This window comes from Blautia sp. AF34-10 (assembly GCF_003477865.1).
GTDB classification, from domain to species: domain Bacteria; phylum Bacillota; class Clostridia; order Lachnospirales; family Lachnospiraceae; genus Fusicatenibacter; species Fusicatenibacter saccharivorans.
Window position 1 is genome coordinate 143,759 of record NZ_QUED01000001.1, and the last position, 18,528, is coordinate 162,286.

At 44.7% G+C, this 18,528-nt stretch carries 20 protein-coding genes and 2 pseudogenes; 3 read left to right on the top strand and 19 right to left on the bottom strand.

Going from position 1 to position 18,528, the window contains the following annotated elements; translation table 11 throughout:
• Positions 1–73 precede the first annotated feature (73 nt).
• The 6 genes and pseudogenes from DWZ60_RS00710 to DWZ60_RS00730 form a co-directional block, all read right to left on the bottom strand.
• Positions 74–733 carry a TatD family nuclease-associated radical SAM protein gene (locus DWZ60_RS00710; protein ID WP_022462642.1) on the bottom strand — a complete coding sequence of 220 codons (660 nt, stop codon included), beginning with the start codon at positions 731–733 and terminating at the stop codon, positions 74–76.
• A complete protein-coding gene (locus DWZ60_RS18875; protein WP_330422002.1) occupies positions 733–1,236 on the bottom strand; it encodes a PfkB family carbohydrate kinase in 504 nt (167 codons plus the stop codon). Before DWZ60_RS18875 ends, DWZ60_RS00710 begins: the two co-directional genes overlap by 1 nt.
• Positions 1,179–1,568, bottom strand: a complete 390-nt coding sequence (locus tag DWZ60_RS18880; RefSeq protein WP_330422003.1) for a hypothetical protein — start codon at positions 1,566–1,568, stop codon at positions 1,179–1,181. The genes DWZ60_RS18875 and DWZ60_RS18880 overlap by 58 nt, the downstream gene beginning before the upstream one ends.
• 211 nt (positions 1,569–1,779) lie before the next feature.
• Positions 1,780–2,427, bottom strand: coding sequence for a beta-galactosidase trimerization domain-containing protein (locus tag DWZ60_RS00720; RefSeq protein WP_118601439.1), 648 nt, complete (start codon positions 2,425–2,427; stop codon positions 1,780–1,782).
• Between the two features lie 186 nt (positions 2,428–2,613).
• A pseudogene (locus DWZ60_RS00725) lies at positions 2,614–3,536 on the bottom strand (SufB/SufD family protein).
• Positions 3,536–4,267: an ABC transporter ATP-binding protein gene (locus tag DWZ60_RS00730; protein WP_117804223.1), complete on the bottom strand. Its 732-nt coding sequence runs from the start codon at positions 4,265–4,267 to the stop codon at positions 3,536–3,538. The pseudogene DWZ60_RS00725 and the gene DWZ60_RS00730 overlap by 1 nt, the downstream one beginning before the upstream one ends.
• Positions 4,268–4,496: 229 nt before the next feature.
• Between DWZ60_RS00730 and DWZ60_RS00735 the strand changes: the two genes are divergently transcribed.
• On the top strand, positions 4,497–5,153 hold the full coding sequence (locus tag DWZ60_RS00735) for an SDR family NAD(P)-dependent oxidoreductase (RefSeq protein ID WP_119221117.1): 657 nt from the start codon (positions 4,497–4,499) through the stop codon (positions 5,151–5,153).
• Positions 5,154–5,251: 98 nt separating this feature from the next.
• Here the strand turns inward: DWZ60_RS00735 and DWZ60_RS00740 are convergent, their stop codons facing one another.
• The 3 genes from DWZ60_RS00740 to DWZ60_RS17685 are packed head-to-tail and all read right to left on the bottom strand — an operon-like array spanning position 5,252 to position 6,682.
• Positions 5,252–6,010, bottom strand: coding sequence for a class I SAM-dependent methyltransferase (locus DWZ60_RS00740; RefSeq protein ID WP_119221118.1), 759 nt, complete (start codon positions 6,008–6,010; stop codon positions 5,252–5,254).
• 29 nt (positions 6,011–6,039) lie between these two features.
• Positions 6,040–6,450 carry an L-2-amino-thiazoline-4-carboxylic acid hydrolase gene (locus DWZ60_RS17680; RefSeq protein ID WP_243038160.1) on the bottom strand — a complete coding sequence of 137 codons (411 nt, stop codon included), beginning with the start codon at positions 6,448–6,450 and terminating at the stop codon, positions 6,040–6,042.
• The gene (locus DWZ60_RS17685) at positions 6,443–6,682 is read right to left on the bottom strand and encodes a hypothetical protein (RefSeq protein ID WP_243038161.1); all 240 of its coding nucleotides are present in this window, start codon (positions 6,680–6,682) and stop codon (positions 6,443–6,445) included. The genes DWZ60_RS17680 and DWZ60_RS17685 overlap by 8 nt, the downstream gene beginning before the upstream one ends.
• Before the next feature lie 587 nt (positions 6,683–7,269).
• Between DWZ60_RS17685 and DWZ60_RS00750 the strand changes: the two genes are divergently transcribed.
• Entirely contained in the window at positions 7,270–8,202 is a 933-nt protein-coding gene (locus DWZ60_RS00750) for an AEC family transporter (RefSeq protein ID WP_119221119.1), read from the top strand.
• Between the two features lie 64 nt (positions 8,203–8,266).
• Here DWZ60_RS00750 and DWZ60_RS00755 read toward each other — a convergent pair whose 3' ends face one another.
• The 7 genes and pseudogenes from DWZ60_RS00755 to DWZ60_RS20530 form a co-directional block, all read right to left on the bottom strand.
• Complete coding sequence (locus DWZ60_RS00755) at positions 8,267–9,949, bottom strand: AAA family ATPase (RefSeq protein WP_119221120.1); 1,683 nt, start codon at positions 9,947–9,949, stop codon at positions 8,267–8,269.
• A gap of 210 nt (positions 9,950–10,159) precedes the next feature.
• Entirely contained in the window at positions 10,160–10,981 is an 822-nt protein-coding gene (gene rhaD, locus DWZ60_RS00760) for a rhamnulose-1-phosphate aldolase (protein WP_055265851.1), read from the bottom strand.
• A 45-nt stretch (positions 10,982–11,026) separates the two neighbouring features.
• The gene (locus DWZ60_RS17690) at positions 11,027–11,365 is read right to left on the bottom strand and encodes a hypothetical protein (protein ID WP_243038162.1); all 339 of its coding nucleotides are present in this window, start codon (positions 11,363–11,365) and stop codon (positions 11,027–11,029) included.
• Positions 11,362–11,580 carry a hypothetical protein gene (locus DWZ60_RS17695; RefSeq protein ID WP_243038163.1) on the bottom strand — a complete coding sequence of 73 codons (219 nt, stop codon included), beginning with the start codon at positions 11,578–11,580 and terminating at the stop codon, positions 11,362–11,364. Before DWZ60_RS17695 ends, DWZ60_RS17690 begins: the two co-directional genes overlap by 4 nt.
• Positions 11,574–12,446, bottom strand: coding sequence for a hypothetical protein (locus DWZ60_RS17700; protein ID WP_243038164.1), 873 nt, complete (start codon positions 12,444–12,446; stop codon positions 11,574–11,576). The genes DWZ60_RS17695 and DWZ60_RS17700 overlap by 7 nt, the downstream gene beginning before the upstream one ends.
• Positions 12,447–12,480: 34 nt before the next feature.
• Complete coding sequence (gene rhaB / locus DWZ60_RS00770) at positions 12,481–13,881, bottom strand: rhamnulokinase (protein WP_118601434.1); 1,401 nt, start codon at positions 13,879–13,881, stop codon at positions 12,481–12,483.
• Positions 13,882–14,137: 256 nt separating this feature from the next.
• A pseudogene (locus DWZ60_RS20530) lies at positions 14,138–14,991 on the bottom strand (YitT family protein).
• Between the two features lie 223 nt (positions 14,992–15,214).
• Here DWZ60_RS20530 and DWZ60_RS00780 point away from each other — a divergent pair.
• Complete coding sequence (locus DWZ60_RS00780; protein ID WP_243038165.1) at positions 15,215–15,520, top strand: MarR family transcriptional regulator; 306 nt, start codon at positions 15,215–15,217, stop codon at positions 15,518–15,520.
• 32 nt (positions 15,521–15,552) lie between these two features.
• On the opposite strand, the gene DWZ60_RS00785 is transcribed toward DWZ60_RS00780, so the two are convergent.
• From DWZ60_RS00785 to DWZ60_RS00795, 3 genes are read right to left on the bottom strand one after another with little or no spacing between them, the layout of a single operon-like run.
• On the bottom strand, positions 15,553–16,917 hold the full coding sequence (locus tag DWZ60_RS00785) for an MFS transporter (RefSeq protein ID WP_119221121.1): 1,365 nt from the start codon (positions 16,915–16,917) through the stop codon (positions 15,553–15,555).
• An 18-nt stretch (positions 16,918–16,935) separates the two neighbouring features.
• Positions 16,936–17,328 carry a VOC family protein gene (locus DWZ60_RS00790; protein ID WP_117760520.1) on the bottom strand — a complete coding sequence of 131 codons (393 nt, stop codon included), beginning with the start codon at positions 17,326–17,328 and terminating at the stop codon, positions 16,936–16,938.
• 9 nt (positions 17,329–17,337) lie between these two features.
• Positions 17,338–18,366 carry a zinc-dependent alcohol dehydrogenase gene (locus DWZ60_RS00795; protein ID WP_119221122.1) on the bottom strand — a complete coding sequence of 343 codons (1,029 nt, stop codon included), beginning with the start codon at positions 18,364–18,366 and terminating at the stop codon, positions 17,338–17,340.
• Positions 18,367–18,528 lie beyond the last annotated feature (162 nt).

Sequence of the window (18,528 nt, forward strand, 5' to 3'; positions counted from 1 at the left end):
TCCCTCTCTTTTGTTTTTCTTTCCCATTATAGGCGTTATGTCGTTCAAATACAAGCGAAAGATTGCGGGCCTCTCAATTTTCAAACGGGCGGACACGTAAAGTAACTCCTAAGGTATCGCAGATCTCCTGGCACTTCTGAATTTTCTCCTCTGGCATGACTTTCTCGACAACCGTCATCACAACATTCGGCACATACTGTTTGGAAAGAACCGCAAACTCCTTGATCGCCTCGTACGACTGGATGCCGAATTTCGACCGCGTGAGCTCCAGAAATTCCTTTTCATCCGGCGCGTTTAAGGAAATCGAGACGGTATCAAATCTTCCCTTTAATTCCGGGGTGACATCTCTTCCATAGATCAGGTTGGCAAGACCGATCGTATTCAGACGCACTTTCAGGTTCGGATACGTTTCTTTTAAGGAATCGATCACCCGACAGACATCCTCAAGCCGCTCAAGCGGTTCTCCGAAGCCGCAGAAGACCAGTTCATTGATCACGTTCAGATCGTACTGTGCGAACAGCTCCAGCATCGTCTCAACGGATGGCTCGCCCTCTTTTAACCACAGTGTATTTCCCTCCTGCTGCTGTTTCGTCTGGCGCAGACAGAACACACAGCTGCACGGGCATTTGTTTGTCATGTTGACATAGACATTTTTTCCGGTAAGATCGCCGCTCTTTGCAAGGTCGAGATACCCTTCCTCGCCGACGGCTCCGGTTACAGTATATAAATACATTACGCTTCCTCCGTTAAGTCCTTCATAAACATTTCAAAGCAGAGTCCCCAGTAGCTCGGCACTTCGTTTTCTTCGCAGTAGCGGATGCATTTCGATACGTAATCCGCCGCCTTTTTCACCGACTCGTACAGGCTGTGGCCGTTCAGATACATGCCTGCGATAATTGCCGCAATGACATCTCCCGTACCGCTCCGGTCGCCGCCGATGCGGTCTACCATGACAATCTGGAAGTCTTCGCCTTTGTTATAGATAAAGTTGGCAATCTGCGTCTGGTTAAAGTGGATGCCCGTCACCACGATGTGTTTCGGTCCCCGCTTTGCCAGTTTTCCGCACATCTCTTTCAGCTCCTCAATCGAAGCCCCGTTCTCCGGATACGGCGCATCGATCAGTGTGCAGAGCTCTGTCAAGTTCGGCGTGATGATATCCGCGTAGTGAACCAGTTCTTTCATCTTTTCGCACATCTCTTTCGTGTACGTCCGATACAGCTTCCCATAGTCTCCCATGACCGGATCGACGATGACAAAGTTGCGGTCCGTCTTAAATGGCGGATAAAATCAAGCACGATATCCACCTGCTGTTCCGATCCTAAGAAGCCGGTCGAGATCGCATCGAAATCGAGCTTCAGATCCTTATAGGTCTGAATGTAATCCTTCATCCGGTCAGTATAATCATCAAAGTAATACGTCGGAAACTGCGTGTGTGCTGAGAGAATTGCGGTCGGAACTGCCACCGCCTGAATCTTCAGCGCCGACACGATCGGCGCCATCACAGCCGTCGAGCACCGTCCAAAGCCTGTCAGATCATTAATCAGTGCTATCTTTTTCTGTTTTTCCATGTTGTTCTCCTCTTTTTTTCAGGATGCCTCCGCATCTGTTTTATGTCTATTTTTGCACACTCGCGTCTTATTTACAAGTTTTTTTCGGACACTTGTCAACACAGAATTCCGCTTTTTGCATCTTTTTTGTCAGCACGCAAAAGGCACGGCCCGCCCGAAGCTGTTTTTTGCTCCGAGCGGCCGCGCCTTTTCTCTCGTTTACTCTTTTATATTATGCTTCTAAAATCTTGCATGCAAACGGTGCCAGTGTCATATCCCCATACGTCACTTCCTTTGCATTGTGGTTGATGTACATCGTCACCTTCTGCTTCTCGTTTCCTCTCGTCACGATCTCAAGGCTCTCTTCGGACGGCACCATCTGGAAATGCCAGTCCCGCATCACCTGCTCCATCAGAAGCTTCGTGATCTTCTCTTCCAGGCCGCAGCCCACGTAATACAAAGTTCCCCTGCCGGTCTGTTTTCTCGTCACGGCTGCGAATTCCAGATAGAACGCATCCGCGTAATGGAACAGCACTTCCGCATCCTGCACCTGAATCATATCACGGAAAATTCCGCCTGTGCCTTCCACGCCCTCGAACACGCCGCTTCCCACAACCGGGAATGCATCATAGTCCTGCAGGCTCTCCGTCTCTTCTACGGTCAGACCCGCAAGCGCATTGTAGTGCACCGGCAGTGTCTCGCCGAACGGAACGTTGTTGTCCGCATCTTTCACGGCGTGTCGGTACGTCACGATTACGGTTCCGCCGTTTTTCACAAACGCTTCCACCTTTTCTTCCATCTCCGGCTTCGTAATGATCATCTGCGGCAGGAAAATATTTTCGGAATGATTGATCACAATACCCATTTTCGCTTTCCCCATTTCTCTATCTTGTATCTTTCCTTTTTTCAACAGTACAAATTTATCATATGTTAAAAGTCAAAATATTTTACTTTTTATTTTAGTAAAATTTACTACTTGCTTTTGTGAAAAATGCACAAAAAGAGGCATCTCCATCTATGCAGACTGGAAATGCCTCTTTTTTGTTCTCTTGTTTCCTTTTTTTCTTCAGCTCAGGAAGTTTTCAATAATGACGTTTTCCGCCTCCGCTTCCGTCATGCCGAGCGTTCTGAGTTTCAATAGCTGCTCATCATTGATCCGTCCGATCGCCGCCTCGTGGATGATTGCCGCATCCACATGTTTTGCCTGGATCTCCGGAATAGATCCGACCTGGGCGTGATCCATGATGATAGAATCGCACTGGATATGGCGTGGCATTTGTTTTTGCCGACTGCCTTCGGATGGAAGACCTGTGAGGAATTGCCCTTTCCGACAGAACGTGAAATAATCTGTGCGGAAGAACCGCTTCCGTTCATACATACTTCAATATCCGACTCTGCCTTCTGGTCACCGTCTGTCATCAGACGTTCGAGCACAAACAGTTTGGAGTTTGCATCCATCACAACATTCGTCGTGCGGATCGTTGAGTCAACGCCCTTAATCTGTACGGTATCCAGCGTAAAAACGGAATTTTCTCCGATTTCAATATTTGTCACCGGGTTCAGAATCCGCTGTCCCGTTCCGTTTCCCTCGCCATAATGCTTTTCCTCGTAGCGCACGTTGGCATTTTTTCCTACATGGAACGTATGGATACCATCGTGCCGGCTGTCGTTGCAGCCGCCGTTGTGGATACCGCAGCCCGCTACAATCGTAACATCGGCGCCATCCGCAACGTAGAAATCATTGTAAACAAGGTCCGTCATGCCGGAAACGCTGACGACAACCGGGATAAATACTTTTTCACCTTTCGTCTCGCCATCGATCAAAATATCAATGCCCGGCTTATCCTCTTTTTTGCGGATTTTGATATGCTCACTGTCACCGTGGCAGAGCGGAATGCCGTTCTGGCGGAGATTATATGCCCCTTTCTGCTCAAATCCCTCGCTGATCTGATTTAATACGCCCTGGGTTGTCTCATCTACCTGTACCATCAGCATGTGCCTCCTTCCTGGCCGCACATCCGGCCTGTTTTCTGCTGGAACAGGGTCGGCAGTACGTCTTCCTTTGTACCGTATTCTTTCACCTGGCCGTCCTCGATCACCATGATCTTGTCTGCCATCTGGATAATGCGTTCCTGATGAGAAATGAGGATCAGACATTCTTTCTTCTCTTTGTGGATTTCTTCAAACCGTTTGATCAGCATGGAAAAGCTCCACAGGTCAATGCCGGCCTCCGGCTCATCGAAAATGCTGACCTTATGCGGTTTTGCAAGAACCGTTGCGATCTCCAGACGCTTCATCTCTCCTCCCGAGAGCGTACCGTCCATCTGGCGGTTCAGGTAATCGGCAGAGCAGAGTCCGACAGCGGAGAGGAGTTTACAACTCTCGGCTTCCGTCAGTTCTTTTCCGGCTGCCAGCGACAGCATTTTTTTCACCGTCATTCCTTTAAAACGCGGCGGCTGCTGGAATGCATAGCCGATGCCAGCGTTTGCGCGGTGGTCAATATCATAACCGGTAATATTTTCCTCATCCAGGAAGATTTCTCCGCCGTTTGCTTCCTCAATGCCGGCAAGTACTTTTGCCAGCGTCGATTTTCCGCCGCCGTTCGGTCCGGTAATCACCAGCATTTCCCCGTCCTTTACCTCAAAACTGATGTGGTTGACGAGGCAGCGTTTTCTTCCCTCTTCGTTTACTTCAAAGGTAAGATTGTCTACTTTCAGCATATTTGCACCTCTTTTGTTTTCACTCTTTGCAGGGATAATCCCCCTTTCAAAAACTCTACTCCTTCTCCTAAAATCTGTCAATTATTTGTTGCAGTTTGGGAGACTCTTTTGTTTTATACAGTGATTTTTCCCGTAACATTTTCTTTTCCTGCATTCTTTTTCGTTTCTTCTGGATCGCATGCTGTGTTTGCGGTATAATGAGGGTAATATTTCATCGGGAGGTTATCGTATGCGTGTACTTATTACAGGAACCAGCTCCGGAATCGGAAAGGCGATTGCGGAGAAATTTTTAAAAGAAGGCTTTGATGTTACCGGATTTGACCGGAAGGAGGCTTCGATCAGCCAGGATTTGTATACTCATTTCTGCCTTGATATCCGCGACAGGGAACAGTATCCGGCGCTTGCGCCTTTCGATATTGTCATCAACAACGCCGGTGTGCAGAACGAGAATGATATTGATATCAATTTAAAGGGAACCATCGCAATCACAGAGGCGTATGGCATTCATGACACCATCCGCGCCGTCCTTATGATCGGCTCGGCCAGCGGCCATACCGGAGCTGAATTTCCGGAATACACGGCAAGCAAGGGCGGTGTGCTCGCCTACACGAAAAACGTGGCACTCCGCATTGCACCGTATGGCGGAACGTGCAACAGCCTTGATTTCGGCGGCGTACTGACCGAGTTGAATCTGCCTGTCACAGAAGACCAAAAGCTCTGGGATCAGATCATGGATCTGACACCGCTGAAACGGTGGATGACCGTCGAGGAAACGGCGGACTGGGCGTATTTTATGACCGTGACGAACCGGTTCTGCACGGGACAGAATATTCTGATCGACGGACTTGAGGCGGGAAACGCACACTTTGTGTGGCCGGATGAATGATTTGTTAATTTCCTGTACAAGCAAAAAACAGGTTCCCTGCACGGAAGCTTTTGGGGCTTTTCCGCTGCCGGGCTGCCTGTTTCTTTTCATTTCTTTTCTTACGCTTTTTCAAACACCAGAATTTTCTCTGCGAATTTGTGGATGATCGGCATCCACATCACCAGCTTGTAGATGGGATTCAGCGTTTCCATACCGCGGGCGATGTTGTCGTCTTTTACTTTTCGGAAACCGGCGGCAATATCGCCCAGGTCTGCAAAGCTGTTCGCACCCCAGGTAAACGTCGCGCCCGTCGCCTGAATAGATTTTTCGATGTTTTCTTTCTTTACAAAGTACGGGCACAGCGTTTCCATGCAGACGTAGGCATTGTCGAAATGATCGCGGATGATGGCGAGCATCATTCTGACCTCATCCGCTTTCATGTACATGGTCAGACCTTCGATAATGAAAAGCATTTTGCCCCACACTTTTACCTGATCGGCCCATGCCGGATCGAGCACGGAACACGCAATCGTGGAAACGCGGCCGGATTCCTGATAGATGGAATCGCGCACCTCAATCGTCTCCGGCAGATCGAGATTGTACCAGGTAATTTTTCCATTATCCATGCGGTAAAACCGTGTGTCCAGACCACAGGCGATGTTGACGACGGTACAATCCGGGTTCTTTCGGATAAAGTCGCTGACCAGCTCATCAAACACAACACTCCGCGCTACGATTCCGCCGCTCATTGCTGTGTCCTTTTTCGCATTGCTGAAATCATAGTCGATGCGGTCAATCAGCTCTTCTGCTTTGGTGTCGCGGAACTTGTTTTTCGGATTTCTGCTGTGCATGGCGCGGGCGTAGAAGCACTGCAGCATCGTCTCGGCAGTTCCGGTCCGGTCTTGTTTTATTTCGGATTTTCCACCTTGTCCCCCACGAACCAGTAATCACAGACCTCACCGCTGCCTGCCAGTGTATGGTCACGGTAGAGCTTCGCGTGCATCAGGGCTGCTGTCTTGTAATCAATGTCGCACATAATCGGCAGCACTTCCAGATAGCCCTCTTTTCGGGCGAAGGTGTTCAGGGGACATTGGGTGAAGTGGTAATAAAAACCGTCCTGATGCTTCGTCTCATCAAAATGAAAATCCCACGAATACGCCTTATACTGCGGATGTGCTTCCAGCCAGGCGGCATCCTTATGCATCATCTTCGCAATCCGCGCCATGCCGCTCTTCTTATTCGCATTAATCATCAGGCCCATGGCTTTCAGAAGCGGGAAGGACATCATCTCCTCTGAGATTGTACGCAGTTCATCCACAGAAATCTGTCTGTCCGACGCATCCCAGAGCGCAAGAAAAATGAGCCTCATAGAGATTCGACGCCATCGGGTTGTCCTTTCCGATATCATCGGCGCGGCGAAGCATGTCGCGGTAGATCTGGTTGGTCTTGCGGAGAAGCTCTGCGGTCTCCTCTTTTCCGTAGCGTTTTAGCAGACTTTTCTTTATTAAAGGAGTCAGCATGTTCCAATATTTGCTGGTGTATTCCATCATGGGCGGGTACCTCCATCTTACTTTTATTAGGATTCACTAACTGGCAGGTGTAAAATTGCCGCCTACAATGTTGAAAAATAGGCAGAATTTTACTTTTCATTATGAGGTTATTATATCACACTTTTTATTACTTTGTTTTAAAATCGCAAAAATTTCTTGACTATAATTCAGCCTTCCTTTATTAATAGAAATTAAGAAATGGCCATCCTGCTCTCTGGTAAGCATGGATGGCCACTTCTTATAGCTATTTAATATTTTCGCCAGATCGGGTGATTGCGCTCACCTTCCGGCTGTCTTGTTAAGTATATTATATTGCAATCGTGTAATTTTGTCAAATCAAAATAGCGCCCCTGCTCTGGTAAAGTTAGGCGCTATTTTTAGTTAGAAGCTTTATCCGGCGGTCAGGTGTACACTGACCAACGGCTCTCTTGTCGAATATATTATATGACAGCACTTTCTTTTGGTCAACAGCCATTTTTCTTATATTTTCACCATTATTTCGACCCAAATCTCTCAAAAAGAAATTGAAATCCCCTCTCCTCCACCTTATAATATTTTCTATAAGACACACATATGGGGAGATTTTTATGACGATCAGTATTCTTCTTGCGCAACAGATCGCGCAGCTTTTTCTTATGATTTTTATGGGCTTTTTAATCGTAAAAGCCGGACTTTTAAAGGATGAGGACAGCAAAGTTCTGTCGAAAATTGTGCTGTACCTGATCATTCCCTGCGTGATTCTGAATGCGTTTCAGGTCGATTACACGCCGGAAACGGTGCGGGGGCTGCTGGTTGCGTTTGCGGCTTCGCTTCTGATGCAGGTTGTGCTTCTTTTTGCGGTTTCAGCTCTTGGACGGGTGTTTCATTTGGATGCGGTTGAGATAACTTCTGTTTACTACTCCAATTCCGGCAATCTGATTGTGCCGCTTGTGACGGCTGTTTTAGGAGCGGAATGGGTGCTTTACAGCTGTGTTTATATGAGCGTACAGCTTGTCTTTTTCTGGACGCACTGCAAAAAGGTGATCAGCCGTGAGGCTTCCTATGACTGGAAGAAGATTGTTCTGAACCTCAATATTATTTCTATTTTCGTCGGAATTCTTCTTTTTTTCACGGGCATCCGGCTTCCTGCGCTGGTCAACAATACGCTTCATTCTGTCGGAAGCATGGTTGGCCCTGTCAGTATGATTGTTACGGGTATGCTTTTTGCCGGCATGGACTTCCGGCAGATTTTTGCGAATAAACGAATTTACTTCGTGACCTTTCTCCGCCTGATCGCCGTTCCGCTGATGGTGCTTGTTCTCTTAAAACTCAGCCATCTCGCCGACCTTTCCGCTGACGGACCGACACTGATTCTGATCGTTTTTCTCGCCATCATCACGCCATCTGCTTCCACGGTTACCCAGATGTGCCAGGTATACGGCAACGATTCGCGCTATGCCAGTGCCATCAATGTTGTTACTACGCTGGCTTCTATTGTGACGATGCCGCTTATGGTAATGCTGCTTCAAATGGTACTCTAATCACAATTAACAGAAAAACGCTGTCCCGCTTCCCCTTCCAGAGAAGCATTGACAGCGTTTTCTATTACCCAATTAGTACCTTTTTCCCTTCAAACGCAAATCCATAATGCCGGATTCTTTCTTTTGGGATTCCCCGTTCTTTCAGTTCCGCGTCGTATTTCTTTATTTCAATCTGCGCCAGTGCTTTTTGTACCGTTTCCTGCAGCGTTTTTTCTTCCGTTTCTTTTACTTTAAATTCCAGAATCATAGCATCTCGATCCAAATTTCTGGGAATTAGAATCACATCGTATCTTCCATACCCACTTTCCCGATTGGAACGCACCTCATAAAGATCTCGCACTTCCACCAGCAGCCCAAGTACAAATCCATGATAAAACCGCTCTGGCTGGCTCCGCTCGGACGCATGTTTTCCAGCATCAAAATTACTAAATGTAGCAAGTGCAATATCATTCATATAGAGGTTCATCGCTTTTACATCACCATTCAGCATTGCTTTGATAAATTCATTATAATTGGCAGATGCCGCTGCAAACCAGCTTTTGAACATATTCGAAAACATGCTCACAGTCTCCAGATTTGTGATGGAAAGAGAATACCATGGCTCCAGCGTCAGTCCTCTGTATTCAATCTCCTCCACTTTCAGATAACCGCTTGCCACCAACAGACTCCATACCGCACTTTCATCCTGTTCTAATTGTCCAAATATAATCTGCTCATCAAAATTAACTACAATTTGTTGTCTGTTGATCAGTTTTTCCAGTTCTTCCTTCATATTTACCGATGCTGACTGCAGGAGTTTGCTGATCAATCCATTGGAACTTGTAGCTGCCCAGTAGGGCCGCAGTTTTTTCTCTTTCAGATAATTTGTAATAGACCACGGATTGTAAATATCACGATGCGTGCCAAAGCAAAATCCGTCATACCATTGCTTTACCAGATCTTTCTTTTCCGGCATTCCAAATTGATCTAATGATTGAAATACCTCTTCTTCTGTAAAACCAAAACAGTCTGCATAGGCATCCGATGTTGTTGTAATAACCGTCAGATTATTAAGGCCCGAAAAAACAGATTCTTTGGAAATACGGGTAATTCCAGTCATCACAGCACGTTCCAGATATGGATTTGTTTTGAATGTCGCATTGAAAAGGCTTCTCATAAATCCGGCAAATTCACCCCAGTATCCATGAATATAGGCTTCCTGCATGGGCGTGTCATATTCATCCAGAAAGATTAAAACTTTTTTTCCATATAAAAGATTCAAATAACTGGAAAGATTTTTTAATGCATCCTGTGCTGTCACATCACGCATTTTTTCTGTAATTTCCAGCATCTGCTGTTTCTCATTTTGCGTAAAGCATTCTTCCTGCTCCAAATACCGATGTTGGCGATAAGCATCTACAATAATATTTTTTATCTTCTGCACTGCATCTTGATAGTTATTCTGTTTTACGTCCGCAAAGCTCAGAAAAATCACCGGATAAGTTCCCTGCAGTCTGCGGTATTTTTCCTGTTTCCAGATGGAAAGCCCTTCAAAGATGGTACCTTTTTCTGCATACTGTCTGGAAAAGAAACAATTCAGCATGCTCATATTCAATGTTTTGCCAAATCTTCTCGGACGTGTGATCAGCGTAATGTCATCTCCACTTTCCCACCATTGTCTGATAAAATCGGTTTTATCAACATAAAAATAATGATTTTCTCGAAGGGAAGCAAAATCCTGCTTTCCTATACTAATCGCTGAAGTCATATTTCATCTTTCCTTTCTGAGCGCAGACACACCAGCATTTTCTGTCTGATAATGAAATGTTCCACTGTTTTCTAATCGATAATCTTATCTTATAGTTTATCAAATTCCGAAAGAAATTAATAGACTTTTTCTTCTGCACAGCAAAAAAATGGCCGTCCCATTCCTCAGTGCAAGGATCAGACGGCCATTTTTCACTATCAGTTTCCAGTTTTATTTCTCATACAAAAACTCTTCCGGAAGTGTTACGCCGAAGTCTTTTGCCAGATGGCGGAATTCATCCGGTGTGATCGTCTGGCGTTTCGTTGGCTGCATAGAAAGTGTTTTTACCAGGATTTCTGCAGATTTTTCTGCGGTATGCATCAGACCGAAGGTCAGGTCAAAATCAAAGCCGGCGGCGAACATGCCGTGGTGTGCCCAGATAGCAAGATCATATTTCTTCATCAGCTCGCTCGTGGCAACGGCGATCTCTCTGCCTCCCGGAACCATCCACGGAACGACACCTATTCCGGACGGGAATACAACAGGACACTCGGTTGCCATCTCCCAGAGTTCGCGGGTAAATACTTTATCTTCCAGCGGCAGAACAAAGGTAAGCGCGATCACGTTGGTGGTATGTGCATGGTACACAACGCGGTATCTTTCGTCCTGAAGTTTTTTTACCTCCAGGTTCATCAGATGGCTCGGAAGCTCTGAGGTCGGACGTCCTCCGTTGACGAGACCCCAGACGATGCGGTAATTTTCACCTTTTTCATCCAGCTCAATCATACAGATGCTGTCTTCCGGTTTGATTGTGACATTTCGGAAATATTTTCCGCTTCCGGTTACCAGGAAATACTCTCCCGCAAGATTTGGAACGGCGGTTCCGATCGGATTCCACTCTCTGGCCTCAAAGTTTTCTTTTACCTCTTCAACCTCTTCTGGTTTCACACGGTAAGAAAGGTTTCCGCCGTTTCTCTCATGCCATCCCTGCTCCCAGCCATCATTTGCCATGCGGATAAAGCCCTTTACAAATTCTGCATCTAAGAATTTCATGTTATTTCCCTCTTCTTTCTCTCTTTTCTCTTCTTTTATCGATATTTACCGGCATACAATGTCTACCGGCACATCCAGGATTTTTGCCACTTTCAGAATCGTATCAATATGATGTCCGACAGCTGCTGCCATATGATGTGTTGGTCCCGCCTCACTCCATCTGTTGCAGAACTCTCTTGCCCCAATGGAGAAACGTGTTCTCATGTTTGTATCGCCAAAGGTAAAGATCGGACCATCCTCATTGACACCCTCTGCAGCAACAAATTTAAAATGACCGTCTTTATCCTGCGTAATTCCAAGATATGTAACATCTCCGACCGGCGGATAAAACTGCGTCAGATATCCGCCGCCCGTCTTGCCATGAAAAACATCAACGATTTTCATGGACGGTTTTTCGCCTGCGAAATATCAGCATCTCCCGATCCGGAGTGGCCGATAATACAGATATCCTCATTGAAATCGATCGAATACATCTCAGAAAGCTGACCGGTTCCGGCGATTGTTTTCAGAATGCTCATTGCCATTGCAACTTTCATATCACCCTCTACGGCGCAGGCTGTGCCCTGTTTAATCAGCATGGAAAATGCCGGGATCAGCATGCTGTCCAGTTTTCCGGCAACCCCCTTGGCAAAGCGTCATAATGGGATGCCACCATACCAAGATCTTCTTTTTTCACCCACTCTTCAAATGCAACGACATATTTTGCCATATCCCATACGGTCTCTACCGTTGCACCGCCCTCGATATCAAAAGTATCCAGAATCTCCTCTGCCTTGGCGCGGATTGCGTCCTCATCTGTGACAGGATCCGCGATTGCCCACATTTTCTCCCAGTCGAACTGTTTCGTGTAAAGTCCCATCCGGTTGTAAAGATTGGTTTCATCGATATACAGATCCATCATTCCCGGATATGGTCTTCCGATCTGGGCAATATTGGTGTAGCGGAATCTTCTGCGTACCTGGGCTGCCCGGCACCACTCGTCGATTTCCTTTGCCACGTAAGCATCTCCGCCTTCTACAACACCGGTGATAACGGCATGACGTTTTCCTGCACGCTCCAGATCGGCTACCATCTCACCGACTGCTCCACAGGCATACAGCTCACCGAGCCATTTTGGCGTATCGGTATTCGCATAATCCGGTGCTTTCCGTTTCTGCACATTCACAAGTACAACCGGCACATTCAGGTCACGGACTGCCGGGAGCATATTGTAGCTGGTCGCGTAGGTCAGAAGCTGTAAAATAACAAGATCTACATCCGCTGCACGAAACTTATCTCCTGCTTCCATCGATAATTCTTTCGTTGTAACGATTCCACCATCGATCATTTCAACGGTATCCGGAATCGTCTTTTTGAACGCATCGTACTGTGTCTCAAATTCCGGAACCAGCGTCGGGAACTGCGGCAGATATGCACCCAGTGCGATTGCAAATACACCTACTTTTGCTTTTGTTTCAACTAACATGTTCTTTGCCCCTTTTAACCTTTCGTCTCATTTTTTATGGCTCATATTGTTTGATTTCGAAGGAATGGAAAATACAGTTTCTCGCATCCTTCAAATTGCTGCATTCCTTTCCGGTGATCATCTGCACCGCCAGATTGCCGATGGCAGTTGCCTCGGTCGGTCCCGCCAGCACGGTTCTTCCGGTCTTTTCTGCTGTCAGCCAGTTCAGATAACCGGCATTGGCGCCGCCGCCTACGACATGAATAGTTCGGTACCGGCAGCCTGTTTTTTCTTCCAGTTCTTTTAATGTCTTTGCATAGCATACTGCCAGGCTGTTATAGATCACTGCTGCAACCTCTGCAATTCCCTGCGGTATCTGCTGGCCACTTTCTTCACATGCCTTCTGTACCTCGGCTGTCATATGTTCCGGTGCAAGGAAACGATCGTCGTTTGCATCCACGATAGATGGGATGGTGCATTTCGATGCCATTTCGCAGATCGTTCCAAAGCTTAAATCTTCTGCGATTTCTTTTTTCACAGACTGGACCATCCACAGACCCATGATATTTTTCAGGAAACGGTATTTTCTGTTGTAGCCGCCCTCATTGGTAAAATTGTGCTGCATAGCTTCTGTTCCGCAATCGGCCTCTTTTAATTCTGTTCCCATCAGAGACCAGGTTCCAGAGCTGATGTAGAGTACATGTTCCTCATTGCTTGGCACAGCGACTACTGCGGAGCCTGTGTCGTGTGTTGCGGGAAGAACAATCTCACAGTCGAAGCCGACCTGCTCCTGAATTTCTTTTTTCAGACGACCGATCACAGTCCCCGGTTCACGGATCGGCAGGAAGATTTTCTCCGGGTATCCCAGTTTTTGAATCATCTCCCTGTTCCAGTCCCCGGTTTCCGGATTGACGAGCTGGGTCGTTGTTGCATTTGTGTATTCCTGCGCTTTCACGCCGGAAAGCAGGAAATTCAGGTAATCCGGAATCATCAGCAACGTCTCTGCTTTTTCCAGCTGTTCCGGTTTTTTCTTCTTCCACGCCATAAGCTGATAAATACTGTTAAAAATCTGTTTCTGAATGCCGGTCGATGCATAGAGTTCTTCCTCCGGCACCGTGCGATAAACCTCCTCATCCATTCCTTTCGTGCGGTCATCGCGATAAGCAACGGCATTTCCGATCCGCTGATCATCCTTGTCCAGAAGGACAAAATCAACTGCCCATGTATCAATTCCGACACTCACCGGGATCTTTCCAAGTTCTCTGCATTTTTTCATTCCGGCCAACACGGCTTCAAAGAGTGCCTCGATATCCCACACCTTCTCACCGTCCCGTTTCTGCATTCCATTCGGGAAACGGTAAATTTCCTCGAGAACCATTTTCCCATCTTCCATATGCCCGAGAATATGCCTTCCGCTGGATGCTCCTATATCAATTGCTAAATAATATCTTTTCATACCCTTCCTCCATTTTCTGTCTCTAATTATAGATAACTTTATGTGGTAAAAAAAGAACACGCTTTGTCTAAAAAAGTGTCCTTATTTGCACTATAACGATGTCATTGATCGTATCCATCTGCATCCGTTCGCTCTTCTTCTCCTTCAGCCGCGCCGGAGTTTTTGCTCCATGGGGTAATTCAAGAAACGTTTTCACAGGAAATTACGGTAAAAAAATTCCGCAGCACTTCTGTGATTGAGGTGCTGCGGAACTTTTTTACATTTTAGGCTGATATCTCATGTTGGATACATTATAAACTGTGATAAACGCTTTCGGATCAAGTTTGTTGATAAAATTCATCAATTTCTGGTATTCTGTCTTGTCTACGATCGTGATGATTTCTTTGCGCTTCTGCATGTTGTAGGCACCATAGGCTTCGTAGATCGTAGCACCGCTGTGCAGCTCATGAAGAATAAATTCCCGAAGTTCTTCTTCCTTTGGAGTGATGATACATACCCGGCGTTTGATATTATGGTCAAAAATAAAATGATCCAGAACAATTCCGTTAAAATACGTTCCAAGAATACTCAAACTACCGTTTTCTTGTCGTAAACGAGTGCTGCAGACAGAGCAACACACATACCAGACAGAGACATGGCTTTTCCAAGCTCCATATGAAGATATTTATTCATGATCTTTGCTACAATATCAAGTCCGCCGGAAGAAGCATTTCTGTTAAAAAGAATACTGAGTCCCACACTGACTACAAGTGTATAGCACAGAACATCCAGCTCCTGACTGTTTGTCATCGAACCAAAATCCGGGAAGATTTTTTCAAAAACTCCAAGAAAAACAGGAAGCATGATACTGGTGTAGACGGTTTTTACACCAAATTCTCTTCCGCAGGTAAAAAAGCCGATGATCAGAAGTACTACGTTCAGAATCATGGTGATGGCGGAAAGGGGCAACGGTACAAAGTTGGAAAGTACGATACCAAGACCCGAAATACTGCTGACAGAAGTATGGCTTGGTACCAGAAAAAAATAGACTGCCGCTGCAATAATAGCAACAGCTGCTGTCAGGATCAGGATTTCCAACAGAATCTGAGTATCCTTCAATTGTTTTTTCATGTTAATTCTCCGTATCTTATTTTTTATGGATGGGAAGATCCCTTCTTTATATTAATGGCATTTTGAAGATATGTAAACCCTTTCCAGAAATCATTCCAACATATTTGTGTATCGTTGTTGCTTTTCCGTCAGCTTTCTGTAATACATATCCTTTTTATTGCTTTTTTTCGTTCTATGCTACAATAAACTTAACATTATCTTGCAACGTAATCAGGAGAACAACATGAGCGAAAAGGGATTGACCAATATTAGTCTCAAAAAAATAAATAAATCAAAGGTTTACCAATATATTTACAGAAAGAAAAAGACCTCCAAGCAGCAGATCGTTCAGGAACTGCAGATGGGTTTATCCACAGTCAGCCAGAACCTCAACCTTCTGGAGCAGGAAGGTCTGATAGAAAAAAAACGGCTTTTTGCATCCACCGGCAGAAGAAAAGCAAACGCCATTCAGATTGTATCCGATTTTAAAATTTCTATTGGTATCGGTATTTTAATTTCCTCCCATCCTGGCTGTGTCCTGCTTCCGTAAAATCAATCAGCAATTCTTCCAATGCCACGATGTTAACTTTTTCTTCCATTTTTCAGTTCCTCCACAATCTCGTTATAACGTTTTTTATTTAACCGGTAGAAAAATAATACAACCGCAGTCACAATCCAAAGTGCACCTGGAATCGTCGTAAATGCATGTTTCATAATTGAAAGTACAGTTGCATTTTGTGTCTGATTTGCAATGTAACCATATTTTCCAAGTAATCCTGCTAAAAGTGCTGTTCCAACTGCCATTCCGATTTTATTTCCAAGTGAAATAAATGCATACTGAAAACCATCATTTCTAAGTCCGGTTTTCCACTCACCATATTCCACACAGTCTGGAATAATTGCATAGATTGCGGTATTAAATCCAGAGAAAAAAAACTGTGTGAGACCAGATAATGCGTAAAAAATAGCTGGTGATTCTTTGGCATTGAAGAAAAACATAGATAACATGGAAATTCCTGTAAATAAAGCAAAGAGAGAGGCTGTTCTTCCTTTGTTATTCAACTTGCGGAATAATGGTTGAAAACAAGCTGCCCCGATGATAGAAGGAATAATGATGCACATCGAATAAGTTGTGTAGTAGGAGGCATTCCCTTCCACATATGTAAAATAATACAGAATATCTGCATTTCTACCATATAATGTAAATCCAAATAATATCTGTCCTGCCAACGCAAGAAGATATGGTCTGTTCTGCATAACTGCTTTCAACTGAACCTTTACAGAAATTTTTTCTTTTTCCGGAGTAATCACTGCCTCTTTCGTCTTCGCAAAGCAGAAGAAATGACAGGCTGTAAAAATACACCCATATATGACCGCAACCGTTAGATATCCTGTCTTTGCACTGTGACTGCCGAATTTGCTGAGCAGCGGAACTGTGATAATATTTAACACACCAATTGCAATCATCGCTGCAACCGAACGGGATGTATTTATTTTTGCACGTTCATCAATATCCTGTGTCATAGCACCACACAAGGTTCCGTATGGAATATTCACACAGGTATATCCCAAAACCAGCAGACAATATGTAATTACCATATAAATGATCTTTCCATTCTGCGGCCAGTCAGGTCTTGCCCAGAATGTCATCACAAGAAGAATTGCTGTAATTGGTGCCGCTACTAACAGCCATGGACGGTACCGTCCCCATCTCGATTTTGTTTTATCCGTAAGTCCCCCGACGATTGGATCATTGATTGCATCCCAGAATCTTGAAAAAAGCATCAGTGCTGACACAGCCGCCATACTGATTCCGAACACGTCTGTATAAAATATCATCAGAAAATTACTGACGAACATCCAGCTGAAATTACATCCAACATCACCAAACCCATATGCAATCTTACTGATCAGCGGTACTTTTCCATTTTTGTTTTCGCTTCCCATATGTCTCTCCTATTTTTATCAGAGTTTCTGACAGAACTCTATTCTTTCCTCATTTGGTCCCTTAATCATAAAATACTTCACACCATTTTCCCAAAATGGTAGTTCTTCGATTCCGTCTGTAATAATTGTGTATTTTTCATTGCAGATTTTCTGATACATACTTTCAATGTCTTCCACATCAAGTGCAACATGTTGGTATGCACCGTCTGACATTGCCGCCTGCCCATTTTCAAAAGTCTCTATACAATAATTTTTTATCTGTAAAAATGCCACTTTTTCCCCTGCTTTTTCATTATAAGACTGCATAATCACTTCAAATCCAAGACTCTTATAAAACTCAACTGTTTTCTGTAAATCGTTTGTCGGAAGCCCGACATGGGCAACTCCGACAATTCCATATTTATTTTCCATACGAACTCCTTACTTTTCACTGACGTTGATAATTACTTTCATCGTTGTCTCGCGGTTATCATCAATATACTGGTATGCCTTCAGATAATCTTTAAAAGCAAATGTTTTTGAGATGAGCGGTTTCAAATGAACTTTGCCCTCATTTACCAATCTGATTCCATCTATATAATCATCATGGCGGTACATCATCGTGCTCTTAATGTCAAGTTCGTGGTCATTTGCCACTGCAAGATCTACTTCTGCCATTCCTGCAAAAACAGCCACCAGTACAATCGTGCTTCCTTTTCTTGCATATTTAATTGCCTGTCCCATTGTGATATTGTTTCCGGCACAGTCGTAGATCACATCTGCCTTGTCCGGGCCAAATGCTTCGAGCATTGCCGCACCGAAGTCTTTATTTTTGGTATTCACACACACATCAATTCCACATTCTTTTGCCTTTGCCAGTCTAAGATCACTGATATCTGTGATCATCACTTTCGCTGCCCCCATTCCTTTTGCTGCCTGTGCCACGAGATTTCCAATCGGTCCTGCTCCAAGAACTGCAATATTCATGCCAGCCACATCACCTATCTGTTTTACACCATGAACTGCCACAGCAAGAGGTTCAATCATAGCTCCTTCTTCATAGGACATATCTTCTGGAATAGGTGTTACTTTAGATGCATCCACTGCAAAATACTCAGATGCTGTTCCTGTCGTCTGAAATCCCATTACTTTTAATTCCTCACAGAGATTATACTTTCCATGACGACATGGATAGCAATGTCCACAATATACCTGCGGCTCTATCGTCACCTTCTGTCCCACATGAAACTCTGTGACATTTTTTCCAAGTTCTGTAATCTCACCGGAAACCTCATGTCCTTGTGTTACCGGATATTTTGTAAACGGATGTTTTCCATGATAAACATGAATATCTGATCCACAAACACCAATATTCATAATCTTTACCAAAACCTGATTTTCCTTTACCTCCGGAACCGGAACCTCTCTGAAAATAATTTCTCCTGGATTTGTCATTACCTGCTGTAACATAGTTGTTTCCTCCTTTTTTATATTGTTATGCGTTTTATAAAACGTTTTATTAAAGTAATTATATTATTGCCCTATAAACACAATTTGTCAATATGTTTTTTCATGTTTTTATATATTTCATAATTTCAAAATATATTTTTTGTATATTTTTCACAATTAATA